13 protein-coding genes are annotated in these 16,718 nt (G+C 65.6%); 10 read left to right on the top strand and 3 right to left on the bottom strand.

What is annotated here, in order from left to right; translation table 11 throughout:
* Positions 1–35: 35 nt before the first annotated feature.
* From D5301_RS03990 to D5301_RS03975, 4 genes are all read left to right on the top strand, one after another.
* On the top strand, positions 36–434 hold the full coding sequence (locus D5301_RS03990) for an Imm12 family immunity protein (RefSeq protein WP_153854890.1): 399 nt from the start codon (positions 36–38) through the stop codon (positions 432–434).
* Positions 435–493: 59 nt separating this feature from the next.
* On the top strand, positions 494–922 hold the full coding sequence (locus D5301_RS03985; RefSeq protein WP_153854889.1) for an SMI1/KNR4 family protein: 429 nt from the start codon (positions 494–496) through the stop codon (positions 920–922).
* A 145-nt stretch (positions 923–1,067) separates the two neighbouring features.
* On the top strand, positions 1,068–1,829 hold the full coding sequence (locus tag D5301_RS03980; protein WP_204303189.1) for a hypothetical protein: 762 nt from the start codon (positions 1,068–1,070) through the stop codon (positions 1,827–1,829).
* A 144-nt stretch (positions 1,830–1,973) separates the two neighbouring features.
* Positions 1,974–4,892: a VIT domain-containing protein gene (locus D5301_RS03975; RefSeq protein ID WP_153854888.1), complete on the top strand. Its 2,919-nt coding sequence runs from the start codon at positions 1,974–1,976 to the stop codon at positions 4,890–4,892.
* 62 nt (positions 4,893–4,954) lie between these two features.
* On the opposite strand, the gene D5301_RS03970 is transcribed toward D5301_RS03975, so the two are convergent.
* The gene (locus D5301_RS03970) at positions 4,955–5,941 is read right to left on the bottom strand and encodes a phosphatase PAP2 family protein (RefSeq protein WP_153854887.1); all 987 of its coding nucleotides are present in this window, start codon (positions 5,939–5,941) and stop codon (positions 4,955–4,957) included.
* A 78-nt stretch (positions 5,942–6,019) separates the two neighbouring features.
* A complete protein-coding gene (locus tag D5301_RS03965; RefSeq protein ID WP_153854886.1) occupies positions 6,020–7,225 on the bottom strand; it encodes an acyltransferase family protein in 1,206 nt (401 codons plus the stop codon).
* A 154-nt stretch (positions 7,226–7,379) separates the two neighbouring features.
* Between D5301_RS03965 and D5301_RS03960 the strand changes: the two genes are divergently transcribed.
* Positions 7,380–8,264, top strand: a complete 885-nt coding sequence (locus D5301_RS03960; protein ID WP_153854885.1) for a LytTR family DNA-binding domain-containing protein — start codon at positions 7,380–7,382, stop codon at positions 8,262–8,264.
* Between the two features lie 33 nt (positions 8,265–8,297).
* Here D5301_RS03960 and D5301_RS03955 read toward each other — a convergent pair whose 3' ends face one another.
* The gene (locus D5301_RS03955) at positions 8,298–9,038 is read right to left on the bottom strand and encodes a M48 family metallopeptidase (protein ID WP_110712181.1); all 741 of its coding nucleotides are present in this window, start codon (positions 9,036–9,038) and stop codon (positions 8,298–8,300) included.
* 179 nt (positions 9,039–9,217) lie between these two features.
* Here D5301_RS03955 and prfB point away from each other — a divergent pair.
* From prfB to lysS, 5 genes are all read left to right on the top strand, one after another.
* Positions 9,218–10,343, top strand: a protein-coding gene (prfB, locus tag D5301_RS03950) for a peptide chain release factor 2 (protein ID WP_097048047.1) whose coding sequence is annotated in 2 segments (ribosomal slippage) — positions 9,218–9,292 and positions 9,294–10,343 — 1,125 coding nt in all. Because the reading frame shifts where the segments join, the coding sequence is not laid out codon by codon here.
* 45 nt (positions 10,344–10,388) lie between these two features.
* Complete coding sequence (locus D5301_RS03945; protein WP_153854884.1) at positions 10,389–11,171, top strand: helix-turn-helix transcriptional regulator; 783 nt, start codon at positions 10,389–10,391, stop codon at positions 11,169–11,171.
* Between the two features lie 562 nt (positions 11,172–11,733).
* Positions 11,734–13,119, top strand: coding sequence for an NAD-dependent succinate-semialdehyde dehydrogenase (locus tag D5301_RS03940; protein ID WP_153854883.1), 1,386 nt, complete (start codon positions 11,734–11,736; stop codon positions 13,117–13,119).
* A 63-nt stretch (positions 13,120–13,182) separates the two neighbouring features.
* Positions 13,183–14,823, top strand: coding sequence for an acetolactate synthase large subunit (locus D5301_RS03935; protein WP_153854882.1), 1,641 nt, complete (start codon positions 13,183–13,185; stop codon positions 14,821–14,823).
* Between the two features lie 186 nt (positions 14,824–15,009).
* Positions 15,010–16,521, top strand: coding sequence for a lysine--tRNA ligase (gene lysS / locus D5301_RS03930; RefSeq protein ID WP_110712185.1), 1,512 nt, complete (start codon positions 15,010–15,012; stop codon positions 16,519–16,521).
* The last annotated feature ends 197 nt before the right edge of the window (positions 16,522–16,718 follow it).

Genomic DNA, 16,718 nt, shown 5'->3' with positions numbered 1-16,718 from the left:
TCGCACCCTGTCGCGATTGGGGCTGTGGAGTGCAGATGGAAGTGACGTTGAGCGGAAGGTTGGGCGGGCCAGAGGTGGGGATGAAGTATCAACCTGGGATCGTCCAGGCACGCGCTAGATTGAAGTCTGCTTTCGCAGAGCTGTCTATTGATGGTCTGGAGACGATCGATGTTGAACTGTGGATCAGTGGCAGTTTGACAGAGTATTGCCCGGAAGGGATTTCATCGTCGGTTAGATTCTATGCCAAGAAAAAGAGTGTTCTGCTTGCTGTCTGCGTTGGAAAGGACGAGGCAACGTCCGTCGATGATGACTGTGCTGCATCGGCAATTGGAGGTTGGCTGACGCGCGGTTTCGAAAGTGCAAAGCTGCCGCGCAGTGCCGGTAGGATTGATTTCTCGGGCGTTGCTGGCGCCGTGAATCTCTGTTTCGCTTGATTGGTCCGGGAGGCCTGGTGTGTCCTGATTGGAGTTCCTGTTTTGAGCGACTTGATGAAATGATCGCTGGATCAGCGCGGGTAAGGGTGTTTCCTGGTCGCGCTGTCTCTCCGGAGCTTACGGAGGATGCAGAGAGGGAGCTTGGGTTGGCTCTGCCCGTTTCCTACAAGGCTTGGCTTGGTGAGTTTGGCAGCCTGTTTGTAGGTCCAGATCCCGTGTTCGGTCTCGCCGATGCGGAGAACCGTGACGTGGCTGATGACGATCTGGTCTACAACGCTCGCTTGGTCGAGGAGAACGGGTTTCCTCCCGTAGGCCTGATTCCGATTTTCGTTCCGGACTCGGATGAAGCCTTCTACTTCGATACATGTGAAGGATTGAAGGATGGGGAGTATCCAATTCTTCGGTACGACTACAATACCGGGGAGTTCGAGTTCTCTTCTCCATCATTCTTTGATTTCCTGATGGACCTCGTTCGTCACTCAGGGTAAAGAAGTTCTTGCTCTCCAGTTCCTCGCCTTGCCCCGTTCACAGCGGTGTCGCTGTAGCGCTGTGGTCTTACGCCATGGGTGAAGTGGCGGCCCCGTCGACTACCTCTCGCGTTGCGCAATTCGGTGCTGATGTTGAAGCGCCGCTATGAGCGTGTATTCATTCACATCATGTGTGGTGTCTTCATTGGTCTCTGTGGTGGACTGGAATATGCGAAACATTGATGATCAAGAATTCAAGATGGTGTTCGATCAAGGTGGTAGCGTCTTCGAGGCGGTACGGATAGCAAACAGTAGTTTTGACAACTGCGGAATGTCGTTGTCCAAGCGCCCTTCAAGGATGAGTTCCGTTCGCGATGTAGTAGTGTCGAACTGTAAGGTGATCAACTCTGAGATCGGGCCGACAGTGTTCGAGGATGTCCAGGTCGAAGGGTTGGATGTGAATCCAATTCTCCTGCTCTGGTCCTGCTTCTATAAGAGGGTGTGCCTCGTCGGGAAGATTGGGAAGATCAGAGTCAATATCGAGCCCTCCGCGTTCTGCACAGATGCCGGAGTTCTCGCGGAATTTGCGGAACGGCGCGCGGCGTTCTATTCAAGCGTAGACTGGGCTCTGGACATCAGTCGGGCGAGGTTTGTCGACTTTGCCTGCAAAGGTGTTCCTCTCGCTTTGATCCGGAGAGATCCGGAGACTCAGGTGATAGTCCGGAAGCAGGACTTCTCCGGGGTCGATATGCTGGGAACTCAGTTCGCGAGTGCGTTCCCTGAGACGCACACAAGACTAGGCATCTTCGGTGAGTCGATTGCTGAGGAGGCGTTGCTTGTGGTGCCTTTGGCCGCACCAAGGAAGCGACGCGAAGACTGGGTAGGTGGGATCGCAGAGTTGAGGCGTTTGGGTGTTGTCTCGGGTTAGGCGGGTTTTCGCTCATGCTCGGCTCTCTTCCCATTGGATTGTAGAGAGTCTTGGGTGAGTGCCTGTTTCGACGACATCTCCCCATCCAACCCCATTCGCCCCAGTCACGCGTTGAACCGTCCAACTTCCCGCTGGAGCAGTCCGATGCCCCTCGCCCGCCGCGTGATTCCATCCATACTGGCCCTGCTGCTCTGCGCTGTCGCTGGGGTTGCCCAGGCGCAGTCCGCCAAGGCCGTCCGGCCCGTCCGGTCGGTGCCGCTTCTGCAGGTTGCCGGCGCCGAGCAGCCCATCGCGCTGCGCCAGGCCCGTATCGAAGGCGACATCCAGGCCGGCATCGCCCAGACCCGCATCACCCTGGAATTCCACAATCCGAACCGGCGCGTGCTGGAAGGGGAGTTGCAGTTCCCGTTGGCCGAGGGCCAGCAGATCACCGGGTTTGCCTTGGATATCGGTGGTGAGCTGCGCGAGGCGGTGCCGGTGCCCAAGGACCGCGGCCGCCAGGTCTTCGAGGAGATCGCCCGCCGTGGCGTCGACCCCGGCCTGCTGGAGCAGACCGCCGGCAATCAGTTCCGCCTGCGCATCTACCCGCTGCCCGCCGGCGGCAGCCGCCGCGTGCAGTTGGTGCTGCGCGAGCCGCTGGCGTTCTCGGGCCAGGGCTGGCGCTGGACGCTGCCGCTGCAGTTCGCCGCTGGTGCTGCCTCTGTTGCAGTGAAGGTGCAGGCGCCGGGTGCGATGGCCGCAGGTACCGCACCGTTCCAGATCACGGCGGGTCAGCTGCAATGGCAGGGTCGCGGCGCGCAGCTGCCGCCACAGCTGCAATGGACCCTGCCGGCCGAACGCAAGCCGCAGGTGCAGGTGGCGCCGTGGCAGGACGGCCACTATCTGCTGGCGCAGCTGCCGGTGCCGATCAGTAGCGCTCCCCGCACGCTGCCGAGCGAGGTCGGCCTGCTGTGGGACGGTTCGGGGTCATCCGGCCTGCGCGACCGCGCGCGTGAGTTCGCGCTGCTGGACCGCTACTTTGCCCGGATGGGTAATGGCACGGTCGCGCTGACCGTGCTGCGCGATCGCGCCGAGCCGGTCCGCCGATTCCGCATCCGCGGCGGCAACTGGAGTGAGCTGCGGGCGGCGCTGCAGGCGGTGCGCCCGGACGGCGCCAGTGCGCTGGCGCAGTGGCAGCCGCAGCCGACGGTGAAGGAATACCTGCTGGTCAGTGACGGCCTGCTGACGTATGGACCGGAAGCACTGCCGGCGCTGGCGCCGGACCAGCGCTTGTTCGCAATCAGCAGCGCCGGCGCCCGCACCGATGCGGTCCGGCTGCGCGGATGGAGTGAGTCGCATGGTGGCCGCTTTGTTGCACTGGAGGCGGATGTCGATGCCGCCGCGCGCGAACTGTTCTCCTCGCCGCTGGACGTGCAGGTCGACGCGGGGCGTGGCGTGCAGGACGTGGTGATTGATCGTCGCAGCGAGGCCGAAGGCTGGCTGTGGCTGCATGCCCGCTTGGCCGCAGACGGTGTGCCCATGCGGGTGCGCGTCGATGGCGGTGAGTGGCAGGCGCTGCCGCCGACCCAGAAGAGCAGCGATGGCGAACTGCTGGCCGGGCTGTGGGCGCAGGCACGCCTGCAGCAGCTGGCGGCCGATCGTCGCGGCAACCGCGAGGCGATGCAGCGCCTGTCGCAGCAGTTCGGCCTGGTCGGGCCGGATACCTCGCTGATCGTGCTGGAAACGCTGGAGGACTACCTGCGCTATGCGATCCGTCCGTCCGGGAAACTGCGTGCCGAGTACGACGCCCGCTACGCGCGACAGCTGAGCGACCGCGCCGCGGCCGATCGCCAGCGTCTGGACGAGGTGGCCGCACGCTGGAAGGAGCGCCAGCAATGGTGGAGCCGGACCTGGCCAAAGGGCGCACCGCCGCAGCTGAAGGGCAGGGCACTGGAGGTAGCGTCCGCAGACTACGCGATGGAATCGGCGCCGGTGGCGATGCTGGCGGCCCCCGCTCCGGCGGCCCCGCCTGCGCCGATGGCAGCGGCAACCGAGCAGCGCAGGGAGGCCAGCAGCGCGCGCGCGCGTCGCTCCGTGTCCGCGGCGAACCAGGCGCTCGACACGGTGGTGGTCACCGGTTCGGCCATCGATCAAGCGGGGCCCGCCAACGAGGGCCAGCTCGGCATCCAGCTGGCCGCATGGCAACCGGATTCGGCGATTGCCCGCCGCCTGCGCCAGGGCCCAGCGTCGCAACTGTATGACCGCTACCTGGCCGAGCGTGACGCACATGCCGACAGCAGCGCGTTCTTCCTCGATGTGGCCGACCTGCTGCTGGAGCAGGGCCAGCGCGAACTGGCATTGCGCGTGCTGTCGAACCTGGCCGAGATGGATCTGGACAACCGCCACCTGCTGCGTGTGCTCGGCTACCGGTTGATGCAGGCGGATGCCCCCGCACTGGCGGTGCCGGTGTTCGAGCAGGTGCTGGCGATGGGCCAGGAAGAACCGCAGAGCTTCCGCGACCTGGGCCTGGCACTGGCGGCCGCTGGCAAGCCGCAGCAGGCGCTGGCGCCGCTGTACCAGGTGGTGGTGCGGCCCTGGGACGACCGCTTCGATGGCATCGCGCTGATCGCCTTGGATGAGCTCACCAACCTGGTCGCGCGCAGCACGCCCCGCCTGGATACCCGCAACATCGACCCGCGCCTGCTGCAGGCGATGCCGCTGGACCTGCGCGTGGTGCTGTCCTGGGATGCGGACAACAGCGACATGGACCTGTGGGTGACCGACCCGAACGGCGAGCGCGCATACTACGGCAACCGCCTGACCTATCAGGGCGGGCAGATGTCGCAGGACTTCACCGGCGGCTATGGCCCCGAGCAGTTCTCGCTGCGCAATGCCAAGCCCGGCAAGTACAAGGTGGAGGCCAATTACTTCGGCAGCCGCCAGCAGCTGGTGACCGGTGCGACGACCCTGATGCTGCGCCTGACCACGCACTGGGGCACGCCGAAGCAGAAGGACCAGATGGTCACGATGCGACTGAAGGATCGTGCCGACACTGTGCTGGTGGGTGAGTTCGAGGTGCGGTAGCGCCGCGCCATGCATGGCTGTTGCTTGGTTTCGGAACGGGCCTATCCACGCACGGCGTGGATCTACCGGGTCCTGCCCGGCATCGAGGGGCGCTGGCGCGGAATCCACCGCGCCAGCGCCACGCCGCCACCGAGGATCAACAGCGTGCCAATGGCCTGCCACAGCACTTCGGTCGCCGCTACATCAGGCAGCGGAATGGTCGCGGCCAGCAGATCGATCAACGGCCGCGCCAGCAGATAGATCACCACAACACCCAGCACGCGCAACCCCCGCTGCACGATGTTCTTCGGATCCACCGGCCAGCCGCGCCATTGCATCCACGCCACCAGCAGGCCCAGCGCGAGCAGTCGCCCGGCTTCACCAACTGGAACGAAGCGGGTGGTCGCCGCCGCCCATGCCAGCAGCACGCCAAGCCCCAACAGGACCGGCAGTTGCCATTGCCTGCTTGAGCGCATCCCTGGCATCAGCTGCCACGCCAACAACGCCACGCCGACGCCAATCAGCCACCCGGCCAGTACGTCGGCCAGGAAATGCCGGCCCAGGTACATCCGTGACAGCGCCATCAGCAGCGGCCAGCCCAACGCCAGCGCCCAGCGCAGCCAGCGGCGGCGGATGCCGAAGGCCAGCAGCAGGCCGAGGCAGGCAGCGGTGGCGACGCCGACATGGCCGCTATTGAAGCCATAGTCGGCATCGGGCTGCGCCCGCAGCATTGCGGTGGCTTGTGCGTCCGGCAGTGCCCAGAAGGTGTGACCTCCGCCGTCCACCACGAACGGGTGGGACGGCTCGCCCTTGTCCAGCACTGCCGCGTCCACATCGGTCGGACGGGGCAGGGCGGCGCCCTGTTTGATTGCATGCGTGGCGCAGGCCATCAGCAGCACCGCCAGCATCACGCAGAGGCCGGCGCGCAGGCGTGCACCGAACGCGCACACCAGGATCAGCGCCGTATAGGCCATTTCGTAACCGAGCAGACTGATGAACTGCATCACCCACAGGAACCAGCCGGCGTCGAAGGTGTGCTGCAACCACAGGTGCCACTGCGTCTGGAACATCCGTTGTCCTCATCATCCGTTGGCAATCAGGCCCGGCTCAACAGAACCGAGCCAAAGCAGCCGGGTGTGGACCCGGCTCTACACCGGCGCAACACGTGTCACGAGCAGCGATGGCGATGCGGCACGCAGGCCGAACAGGGGCCGCAGCCAGCGCGTGCGGCGGATCAGCAGTTCGTGGATCAGCAGGCAGGCGCCGATCGTGCCGGCCACCAGCAAGGCAGGCTCCAGCCACGGGCCAAGCTGCAACGGTCGCAGCGCATACAACAAGACGATCAGCACGGTCTGGTGCAGGATGTACCAGCTGAACACCGCCTCGCGGCAGTAGGCCAGGCCGGGCCAGTGGCGGTCCAGTAACACGCGCGCCCAGCCGAACAGGGTCAGCAGCATGCACCACGTGTACAACGCGCGGCCGACGCGTTCGGTCTGGGCCCAAGGCAGTGCCAGCACCCACGCATCCAGATCGCCCACATGCGGCAAGCGGGCCAGCGCGCGGATGCCCAGCTCCAGGCTGAGCCCCAGCACCGCCAGTGCCAATGTCAGGCGACGTCCACGCACCAGCAGGTCCCAGCCTCGCTGCCAGCGAGCGGCCAGGAAGCCCGCCAGGAACAGCGGCAGCGACTCGGCGTGCACGTACACGTCGTCCAGCAAGGCATGGGTCGGCGGCCAGCGTGGCATCAGCACCAGCAGGGCCCAGCTCAGCCAGGCCACTGGCAACGCCAGTAGCAGGGTGCCCAGCAGGCGGTCGCTTGCCTGCCAGCGCGGCAGCGCACTGCGCAGTGGTCGGAGGAGACTGGCCAGGACGACGGCCAGCACGGTGTAGGGCAGCAGGTAGGCCAGGTACCAGAGGTGATTCCAGGTGAAGCCGTAGGCGGCACCACTGAAATGTGCGCCCGGCCACGGCCGGAACTGCCAGTAGCGCCACAGGAATCCGGCCAGCCCCGGTGACGCGTCGCCCTTGTCCAGCGCTTCATGGTAGGCCTGCAGGGATACCACCGCGACAATGCCGAACAGCAACGGCAGCAGCAGGCGCCAGCCACGGCGGAGGGTGTGCTGCAGCCGTCCCTGGTCGGGCAGGGACAGGCCAAGGGCGATACCGCTGATCGCGAACAGCAGCGGCATGCGCCATCGATTCAGCGCGATCATCGGCCATTGCAGCCATTCGGCGGTGTAGGCGCTCTTGAGGTGGAAGTCCCAGCCGGCCACGTAGGCCATGGCGGCGTGGTAGAAGATCAGCAGGACGAAGGCGGCGATGCGCAGGGTGTCCAGATCGTGGCGACGGTGCATGGTGGGCGGGCATCAGGAGGAAGCTGCACCGTGCGTTGGCCAAGGTCCGCGCGCCAGCAGATGGGGCGCGACGGCGGCCACAGAGGGGCCAATGGTGGGAAGGCTGGGACCAATGGCGGATGCGGTCCGGGCTGGATGGGCAACAATAGCCCGCATGGAAAATGGAGATCAGGCGGCGTTGGCCGCCCCTGTTGCCGAGCCGCTACAGCGCCGCGGCATGGCCGCCACCTTCTGGTCGCTGCTGTTTCTGGGTACTGCAGCAGGTAATGTCCTGGCGCAGTGGATGCGGGCATGGCGGGACGTACAGCCCTTTCCGGCATTGACGGTATCGATCGAAGAGTTCAGCAGCGCGCTGGCCTCCCTCGCGCTTCTGGCCGTGCTGCATGCCGCTGCTCGCCGTTGGCCGCTGCATGCCGATACCTGGCGTCGCCGGATCCTGCTGTATGTGCTGGGCGGTATCGCCTGGTGGCTCGTGCACGTCAGTGCCATGGTCCTCATGCGCAAGCTGGCCTTCGCCCTGATCGGCCAGCAATACACCTATGGAGCCTGGCCGGCGCAGTGGTTCTACGAGTTCTTCAAGGACGTGCAGACCTACAGCCTGCTGGTGATCGCGGTGCACGCGGTGGCCTGGTTCGGTCGCCAGCGTCAGGGCGAGGCGCATCTGCTGGCCGAGCCCGATGTCGGTCCGCCGGTGGAACCGGTCGAGCGCCCCCAGCACTTCCTGGTGCGCAAGCTGGGCAAGGAGTTCCTGGTGGCCACCGAAGATGTGGAGTACGCCCAGGCGGCGGGGAACTACGTGAACCTGCGCGTACGCGGCCATGACTACCCACTGCGGATCACCATGGCGGTCCTGGAGCAGCGGTTGGATCCGGTGCAGTTCCTGCGGCCGCACCGCAGCTGGCTGATCAACCGCGATCAGTTGCGTTCGATCGAACCACTTGATGGCGGTGAAGCCCTGCTTCACATGGTCGATGGCGTCAAAGTGCCGTGCAGTCGACGACAGCTGCCGTTGCTGCGCCAGGCGCTGGCAGGAACCTGAGCGGGCGGACCGGTCGGCCCGCCCGCATGGGCATTACTTCTTGTCCTTCTTGATCATCGCGTCGATGCGCGCAGCGCGGGCTTCCGAGCCCGGGTGCGAGGACATCAGGCCGCCTTCACTGGACAATTTGCGGAACATGCTGGCCAGGGCCGCCGGGTCATAGCTGTGGCGCTTCATGAACTGGTAGCCGTACTCGTCCGCCGCGCTCTCTTCCTTCTGCGAGAACTGGGCGTTGACGAAGCCTTCGGCCAGTTCGCCGAGCTGGCCCTGGCTGAGCTGGGTCAGGTTGCCGTTGCCCGAAGCGGCCAGGCCCTCGCGGCCAGCCGAGGCGAGCAGGGCGGTGCGCATCTTGGTCTTGCTGTGGCCCAGCTTCACGTGGCCGATTTCGTGGCCGATCACGCCACGCACTTCGTCGTCGCTGGCCATGTCCATCAGGCCGGTATAGACGCGGACGCAACCGTTGGCCATCGCCCAGGCGTTGACGTCGGCGGTGCGGTACACCTTGAAGTTCAGGTTCAGGCCGTCCTCGTTGGCCAGGCCCTGGGTGATCTTGGCCAGGCGCTGGGCATACGGATCGTTGCCGGCCACCACCTGGTTGTCCTTGTCCATGTAGGCGCAGGCCTGATCGGCCGCGGCCGAGACCTCAGCGTCGGACAGGGTCAGCGCCTTGCCGGCCTTCATGCCGGTGCTGGTCAGGCCCTTCAGGTCGATGGCTGAGGCATTGGCGGCCAGCAGGCAGGCGGCCAGGCACAGGGTGGAACGCATGATCGTCATTGAAATGGTGCTCCTTGGGTTGGGAATGACCGCGTGGCCCCTGTTCCCGCGGCGGTGGGGAAGTCTACCGGGATCGGATGGCCGCGTGTCCACCCGGGGCCCAGCCCTGGCCTGCCTCGCCGCCGGGCGGACGCCTGCGGTATCATTGGCAGTCATCTTTTGAATGCATAACCGCCGACATGATCGAACTGAATCCTGTCCGCCAGCGCATCACCGATCTGACCGATCGCGTGCTGTCGCTTCGGGGGTATCTTTGACTACGACGCCAAGAAAGAGCGTCTTGAAGAAGTAACGCGGGAGCTGGAAAGCCCCGACGTCTGGAACAACGCCGAATACGCCCAGAACCTGGGCCGCGAACGTTCCAGCCTGGAAAAGACCGTGGGCGGCATCGCCTCGGTGCTGGACGGCCTGGCCGATGCCACCGAGCTGCTGGAACTGGCCGAGTCCGAACAGGACGAGGACACCGCGCTGGCCGTGGTCGCCGACCTGGACAAGCACCAGTCGCACGTCGAGAAGCTGGAGTTCCAGCGCATGTTCTCCGGCGAGATGGACAATGCTGCCGCGTTCGTCGACATCCAGGCCGGTGCCGGTGGCACCGAAGCCCAGGACTGGGCCGAGATCCTGCTGCGCATGTACCTGCGCTGGTGCGAATCGCGCGGCTGGAAGACCGAGCTGATGGAAGTCTCCGGCGGTGACGTCGCGGGCATCAAGTCGGCCACGCTGCGCGTGGAAGGCGACTACGCCTATGGCTGGCTGAAGACCGAGACCGGCGTGCACCGCCTGGTGCGCAAGTCGCCGTTCGACTCGGACAACCGCCGCCACACCAGCTTCACCTCGGTGTTCGTGTCGCCGGAGATCGATGACAATATCGACATCACCATCAACCCGGCCGACCTGCGTACCGACGTGTACCGTTCATCCGGTGCCGGTGGCCAGCACGTCAACAAGACCGAGTCGGCGGTGCGTATCACCCACATCCCGACCAACATCGTCGTGGCCTGCCAGACCGGCCGCAGCCAGCACCAGAACCGCGACAACGCGATGAAGATGCTGGCCGCCAAGCTGTACGAGCTGGAGATCCAGAAGCGCAACGCCGAAAAGGATGCGGTGGAAGCCACCAAGTCCGACATCGGCTGGGGCAGCCAGATCCGCAACTACGTGCTGGACCAGAGCCGTATCAAGGACCTGCGTACCGGCATCGAGCGCTCGGATACGCAGAAGGTGCTCGACGGCGACCTGGACGAGTTCGTCGAGGCCAGCCTGAAGGCCGGCCTGGCCGTGGGCTCCAAGCGCGTCGATGCCTGATCGACGCGCCTGCGCGGATATCATCGCCTTCCGCAACGGAGGGCGCTGATGCGCAGCGAAAGTGAACGCAAGGAACTCGGCGGCTTCCTCAAGGCCTGCCGCGCCCGTGTCGACCCCGCCACGCTCGGCCTCCCGGCCGGGCGCCGGCGTACCCCGGGCCTGAAGCGCGAGGAAGTTGCGCTGGCGATCGGCGTCAGCGTCAGCTGGTACACCTGGATCGAGCAGGGCCGCGAAGTGCGCGCCTCGCCCGAGGTGCTGGAGCGCCTGGCGCAGGTGCTGCGCATGAGCGACGACGAACGCGCCTATGCGTTCGCGCTGTCCGGCTACGGCGTGCCGCTGGAGTCTCCGGACGAGACAGTCACCGATGGCCTGCGCCAGCTGGTGGAGGCGATGCAGCCGATCCCAGCGTATGTGCGCAATACCCGCTACGACATCCTGGCCTGGAACCCGGCCATCGCCGACCTGTTCGTGGACTACAGCCAGCTGGCGCCACATGAGCGCAACACGCTGCGGCTGATGTTCCTGTACCCGCCGTACCGCACGCTGATCCTCAACTGGGAAGAAATGACCCGCGGGCTGCTGGCCGGCTTCCGCGCGGCGATGGCGCAGGCGCCGGACAAGGCACCATTCCTGGCGCTGGTCGAGGACATCGCCGCGCACAGCGAGGAGTTCCGCCAGTGGTGGCCGGAGCACGACGTGCGCCGGTTCGACGAAGGTGCGAAGAAGCTGAACCATCCCACGCGCGGGTTGCTGGACCTGCAGTACGTGGCGCTGGTGCCCGAGAGCCGGCACGATCTGTCCCTGGTGACCTATCTGCCGCGTAGGTAGAGGGTTGTTCGGCAGGGCTTGCAGCCCTGCACCTGCAGAGGCCGAAGCGACTGCAACAGCAACAGCCGGCATCCTGCCAACCCACACCGCCCCGCCTCTGACAGATTTCGCGCGGCTGTTGGTAGGTGTCGACCTTGGTCGACACATCTGTCAGATATCGAAAGAAGTTCCGGGGTCAGATCCGTTTTCCTACGGAAAACGGATCTGACCCCAAGAGTATTTCCGACAGATCGCAGGAAACCGTCGAAGGCGGGGTGGGGCCGGTTGCGGGGGCGTGAGCCGCATGGATGCGGCGACCGAGCTTACATGGACGTACTTGCAGCGCCCCCCGCAACCGGCCCCACCCCGCCATCCCATAGGAAACCAGCTTGTGCTGTTGCTACGGTTGTTGCCGTTGCTTCGGCGGGTGCAGGGCGCAGCCCTGCCAGGAGAATCCACCCCATTCAGGCAGGTAAGTGCAGGTCACAGGATAAGCAGACGCCTTGTTGTGCCCGTCCATCGGGTCCACATTCCTCTGCAGGAGACGGGCCACCGCCCGTTGTCGAGACAACAGGAGCCCTGCATGTCCGCTGCCCCCACCACTGCTGTTTCCCGCGATCCGGCCACCGGCCAGCAGATCGCCAGCCACCCCTTCGCCACCGACGCCGAGCTGGAAGCGATCCTCGATCGCGGCCAGGCCGGCTTCGCCGCCTGGAGCGCCAGGAGCCTCGAACAGCGCGCAGACGTATTGCGTGCGATGGCGGCGGTACTGCGCCGTGACCGTGAAAAGCTGGCCGCGCTGGCCACCGCCGAGATGGGCAAGGTGCAGGCCGAATCGCTGGCCGAGATCGAGAAGTGTGCCGTGCTGTGCGACTGGTACGCCGACAATGGCGCGCAGTTCCTGCGCGACGAACCGACCCAGGTGCCCGATGACAAGGCTTACGTGTCCTACCTGCCGCTGGGCGTGGTGCTGGGCATCATGCCGTGGAACTTCCCCTACTGGCAGGTGATGCGCGCGGCGGTACCGATCCTGATGGGCGGCAACGGCTTCCTGCTGAAGCCGGCCGAGAACATCGTTGGTACCGCGCAGCTGCTTGATGCCGCCTGGCGCGACGCAGGGCTGCCGGAAGGCACCTTCATTGCCGCCAACATCAGCCGCGACGGCACCAGCCGCGCGATCGCAGATGATCGCATTGCTGCGGTCACCCTGACCGGCAGCGTGGCCGCCGGCCGCAGCATCGCCGCCCAGGCCGGGCAGGCGCTGAAGAAGGTGGTGCTGGAACTGGGCGGCTCGGATCCGTTCATCGTGCTGGCCGATGCCGATCTGGACGCTGCGGTCGATGCCGCCGTGGCCTCGCGCTTCCAGAACACCGGGCAGGTCTGCATTGCCGGCAAGCGCATCATCGTCGAAGACGCGGTCTACGACCGGTTCGTGGCGCAGTTCTGCCAGAAGGTGCAGGCGCTGACCATCGGCGACGGCCGCGACCCGGCGAACCGCATCGGCCCGATGGCGCGCCAGGACCTGCTGGAGCAGCTGGATGCGCAGGTGCGGGCGTCGGTGGATGCGGGTGCGCAGCTGCTGGTCGGTGGCCACCAGCTGGATCGTCCGGGCGCGTTCTATGCCCCCACCGTACTGGCCGGCGTGGAGCCGGGCATGCAGGCCTTCGATACCGAGACATTCGGGCCGGTGGCCTCGATCAGCCGCGCCCGCGACGCCGATCATGCGGTGGAACTGGCCAACCAGAGCGAATTCGGCCTCAGCGGCAACCTGTGGACCGGCGATCGTGCACGGGCCATGCAGCTGGCGCGCCGGCTGCAGACCGGCGGCGTGTTCGTCAACGGTTTCTCCGCCTCGGACCCGCGCGTGCCGATCGGTGGCGTGAAGAAAAGCGGTTTCGGCCGCGAGCTCTCGCACTTCGGTATCCGCGAGTTCGTCAACGCGCAGACCGTGTGGTTCGACAAGCGTTGACGCGCGGCTTCCACCCTTCCTGCAACGATCCATCATCAGTCCAGCGAAAAGGACGGCATTCCAATGTCCAAGGGTTCAGACCTGCTCGTCGCCGCGCTTGAGAACGAAGGCGTCGAACGTATTTTCGGCATCCCCGGCGAGGAGAACCTCGACGTGGTTGAATCGCTCCGCCATTCCAGCATCGAGCTGGTCATCACCCGCCACGAGCAGGCGGCGGTGTTCATGGCGGCCACCTATGGCCGGCTGACCGGCAAGCCGGGCGTGTGCCTGGCCACGCTCGGCCCGGGCGCGCTCAACTTCACCACCGGTGCCGCCTACGCGCTTCTCGGTGCGTGGCCGGTGATCATGATCACTGGCCAGAAGGGAATCGTCGCCAGCAAGCAGGCGCGCTTCCAGATCGTTGACATCGTCAGCACGATGAAGCCGCTGACCAAGCAGGCGCGGCAGATCGTGTCGGCGCGCACCATCCCGACCATCGTCCGCGAGGCGTTCCGTGTCGCCCAGGAAGAGCGCCCGGGCCCGGTGCTGCTGGAGCTGCCGGAGGATATCGCTGCCGATGAGGTCGAGGGCGTCGCGCTGATTCCGCCGCACGCGGTGGATCGTCCGATTGCCAGCCCGGAGGCGTTGGATCGCGCGGCGGAGATCATCCGCAATGCCAAGCGTCCGCTGCTGATGATTGCTTCGGCGGCGTCGCGGCCGCAGTCCAGCGAAGCGCTGTCGGCGTTCGTGTTGCGTGCCGGCATTCCGTTCTTCACCACGCAGATGGGCAAGGGCGCGGTGGCCGGTGGCTCGGGCCTGTACATGGGCACTGCGGCGCTGACCGAGCGCGACTACGTGCACATGGCGATCGACCAGGCCGACGTGATCGTGACGATCGGCCACGAGGTCACCGAGAAGCCGCCGTTCGTGATGCGCCCGGGTGGGCCGACCGTGATCCATATCGGCTATTCGCAGGCGGCGGTGGAACAGGTGTACTTCCCGCAGGTGGAGGTGATCGGCGATATCGGCCGTTCGCTGACCCAGCTGGCCGACCGCATCGAAGGCGCGGTGCCCAATGCCGGTGCGCTGCTGCCGCTGCGTACGACGATTCTCGAGCACCTCGCCGATCGTGCCGAAGAGGCCGGGTTCACCCCGCAGCGGCTGGTGCACGACGTGCGCCAGGTGATGCCGCCGGACGGCATCGTGGCGCTGGACAACGGCATGTACAAGATCTGGTTTGCGCGCAACTACCGCACCCAGGTGGCGAATACGCTGTTGCTGGACAACGCGCTGGCGACGATGGGAGCGGGCCTGCCGTCGGCGATCATGGCCTCGATCCTGTACCCGCAGCGGCGGGTGCTGGCAGTGTGCGGCGACGGCGGCTTCATGATGAACAGCCAGGAGCTGGAGACCGCGCGGCGGCTGGGCCTGAACCTGGTGGTGCTGATCCTCAACGATGGCGCCTACGGCATGATCCGCTGGAAGCAGGCGGTGGATGGCTTTACCGACTACGGCATGACCTTCAGCAACCCCGATTTCGTGAAGTACGCCGAGGCCTATGGCTGCAAGGGCCACGAGGTGACCGCCATCGAGCAGTTCATTCCGACCCTGGAAGCGGCCTTCAACGAGGGTGGGGTGCACCTGGTGTCGGTGCCGATCGACTACTCGGAGAACGAGCGGGTGCTGGTGGACGAGTTGCGGCAGGCGTTCCCAGGAAACAGGTAGCTATCCAGGGTCCAGGCAGGGTCCCGGATGGGGTCAGATCCCTTTTGCCTCGCAAAAGGGATCTGACCCCAGGCTGCTACCGGGGCAGGCGGCGGGCCGGGGCCGGGGCAGGGCGGTTTTGGTATGCTGGGCAACCGGCTGTGCCGGGCGCAACATTCCCCCTCACTACACGATTCCCGCAGATCCATGAGCGAAGCTACCGATACCCCCCCCGTCGACGAAAACAAGTTGATCGCCGAGCGCCGTGAGAAACTCAAAGCGCTGCGTGGGCAGGGCATCGCGTACCCGAACGACTTCCGTCGCGAGGACTTCGCCGGCCGCCTGCAGGAAGAGTTCGCCGACGCGGAGCAGTGGACCGCCGAAGCCCTGGAAGGCGCTGGCCGCCAGGTGAAGATGGCCGGCCGCCTGATGGCCAAGCGCATCATGGGCAAGGCCAGCTTCGCGCAGATCCAGGACGAGTCCGGCCGCATCCAGCTGTTCCTGCAGGGCGCGGTGCTGGGTGACGCCTACACCGCCTTCAAGGGCTGGGACGTGGGCGACATCATCGCCGTCGAAGGCGGCCTGACCCGTACCAAGACCGGCGAGCTGTCGGTCAAGGCCGAATCGATCCGCCTGCTGACCAAGTCGCTGCGCCCGCTGCCGGACAAGTGGCACGGCCTGGCCGACGTCGAGCAGCGCTACCGCCAGCGTTATGTGGACCTGATCGTGACCCCGGAGTCACGCGCGGTGTTCATCAAGCGCTCGAAGATCATCCGCGCCATGCGCGCGTGGCTGGACAACCGCGACTTCCTGGAAGTCGAGACGCCGATGATGCATTACATCCCCGGCGGCGCGGCGGCCAAGCCGTTCACCACCCACCACAATGCGCTGGACCTGGACCTGTACCTGCGCGTGGCGCCGGAGCTGTACCTCAAGCGCCTGACCGTGGGCGGCCTGGAACGCGTGTACGAGATCAACCGCAACTTCCGCAACGAAGGCGTCAGCACCCGCCACAATCCGGAATTCACCATGATGGAGCTGTACGAGGCCTATGCCACCTACAACGAGATCATGGACCTGACCGAAGGCGTGATCCGCGACGTGGCCAGGTCCGTCAACGGTGGCACCGAAGTCGAGTGGGACGGCGCGAAGATCGACCTGGGTCCGGCGTTCCGCCGCTGGCGCATGGACGAGGCGGTGCGCCACCACAACCCGGAAATCTCTGCTGCCGACTGCACCGACCGCGACGCGCTGCTGCGCCATTGCGAGCGCCTGAAGATCCGCGTCAAGCCGTCTTACGGCTGGGGCAAGCTGCTGCTGGAGATCTTCGAAGCCACCGTCGAACACACCCTGATCCAGCCGACCTTCATCACCGACCATCCGGTGGAGGTCTCGCCGCTGGCCCGCGCCAACGACAATGATCCGGGCTATACCGACCGCTTCGAGCTGTTCGTCAACGGCAAGGAGCTGGCCAATGGTTTCTCCGAGTTGAACGATCCGGAAGACCAGGCCCAGCGTTTCCAGGCGCAGGTAGCAGCGAAGGAGGGCGGCGACGACGAGGCGATGCACTACGACGCCGACTACATCCGTGCGCTGGAGTACGGCATGGCCCCGACCGGCGGCCTCGGTATCGGCGTCGATCGCCTGGTGATGCTGCTGACCGGCAGCAGCTCGATCCGCGATGTGCTGCTGTTCCCGTACATGCGTCCGGAGCAGTAAGTCGCTTTCCTGACTCCTGATTGTGCGCGCCGTCTCGAAATGAGACGGCGCGATTGACGCCTCCCGCACTCGGCGTATCGTTAATGCACTACCTTGACGCCTGTTGTGGCTTGATCGGCGGCAGGGGGATGATGCATCGTGGAGAGTCCGCTTCACAATGCGACGACGATCATGAACCGGGACGTATGACACGGGAG

This window comes from Stenotrophomonas sp. MH181796, assembly GCF_009659995.1.
Classification (GTDB): Bacteria; Pseudomonadota; Gammaproteobacteria; order Xanthomonadales; family Xanthomonadaceae; genus Stenotrophomonas; species Stenotrophomonas riyadhensis.
Note: the sequence above shows the minus strand (reverse complement) of the source record. Positions and strands in the feature narration are given on the sequence as shown.

What these genes read in the sequence shown, in the direction of transcription:
- D5301_RS03990 (WP_153854890.1), top strand. Translation starts at nt 36, where the DNA reads ATGGAAGTGACGTTGAGCGGAAGGTTGGGCGGGCCAGAGGTGGGGATG.
- D5301_RS03985 (WP_153854889.1), top strand. Translation starts at nt 494, where the DNA reads ATGATCGCTGGATCAGCGCGGGTAAGGGTGTTTCCTGGTCGCGCTGTC.
- D5301_RS03980 (WP_204303189.1), top strand. Translation starts at nt 1,068, where the DNA reads ATGAGCGTGTATTCATTCACATCATGTGTGGTGTCTTCATTGGTCTCT.
- D5301_RS03975 (WP_153854888.1), top strand. Translation starts at nt 1,974, where the DNA reads ATGCCCCTCGCCCGCCGCGTGATTCCATCCATACTGGCCCTGCTGCTC.
- D5301_RS03970 (WP_153854887.1), bottom strand. Translation starts at nt 5,941, where the DNA reads ATGTTCCAGACGCAGTGGCACCTGTGGTTGCAGCACACCTTCGACGCC.
- D5301_RS03965 (WP_153854886.1), bottom strand. Translation starts at nt 7,225, where the DNA reads ATGCACCGTCGCCACGATCTGGACACCCTGCGCATCGCCGCCTTCGTC.
- D5301_RS03960 (WP_153854885.1), top strand. Translation starts at nt 7,380, where the DNA reads ATGGAAAATGGAGATCAGGCGGCGTTGGCCGCCCCTGTTGCCGAGCCG.
- D5301_RS03955 (WP_110712181.1), bottom strand. Translation starts at nt 9,038, where the DNA reads ATGACGATCATGCGTTCCACCCTGTGCCTGGCCGCCTGCCTGCTGGCC.
- D5301_RS03940 (WP_153854883.1), top strand. Translation starts at nt 11,734, where the DNA reads ATGTCCGCTGCCCCCACCACTGCTGTTTCCCGCGATCCGGCCACCGGC.
- D5301_RS03935 (WP_153854882.1), top strand. Translation starts at nt 13,183, where the DNA reads ATGTCCAAGGGTTCAGACCTGCTCGTCGCCGCGCTTGAGAACGAAGGC.
- lysS (WP_110712185.1), top strand. Translation starts at nt 15,010, where the DNA reads ATGAGCGAAGCTACCGATACCCCCCCCGTCGACGAAAACAAGTTGATC.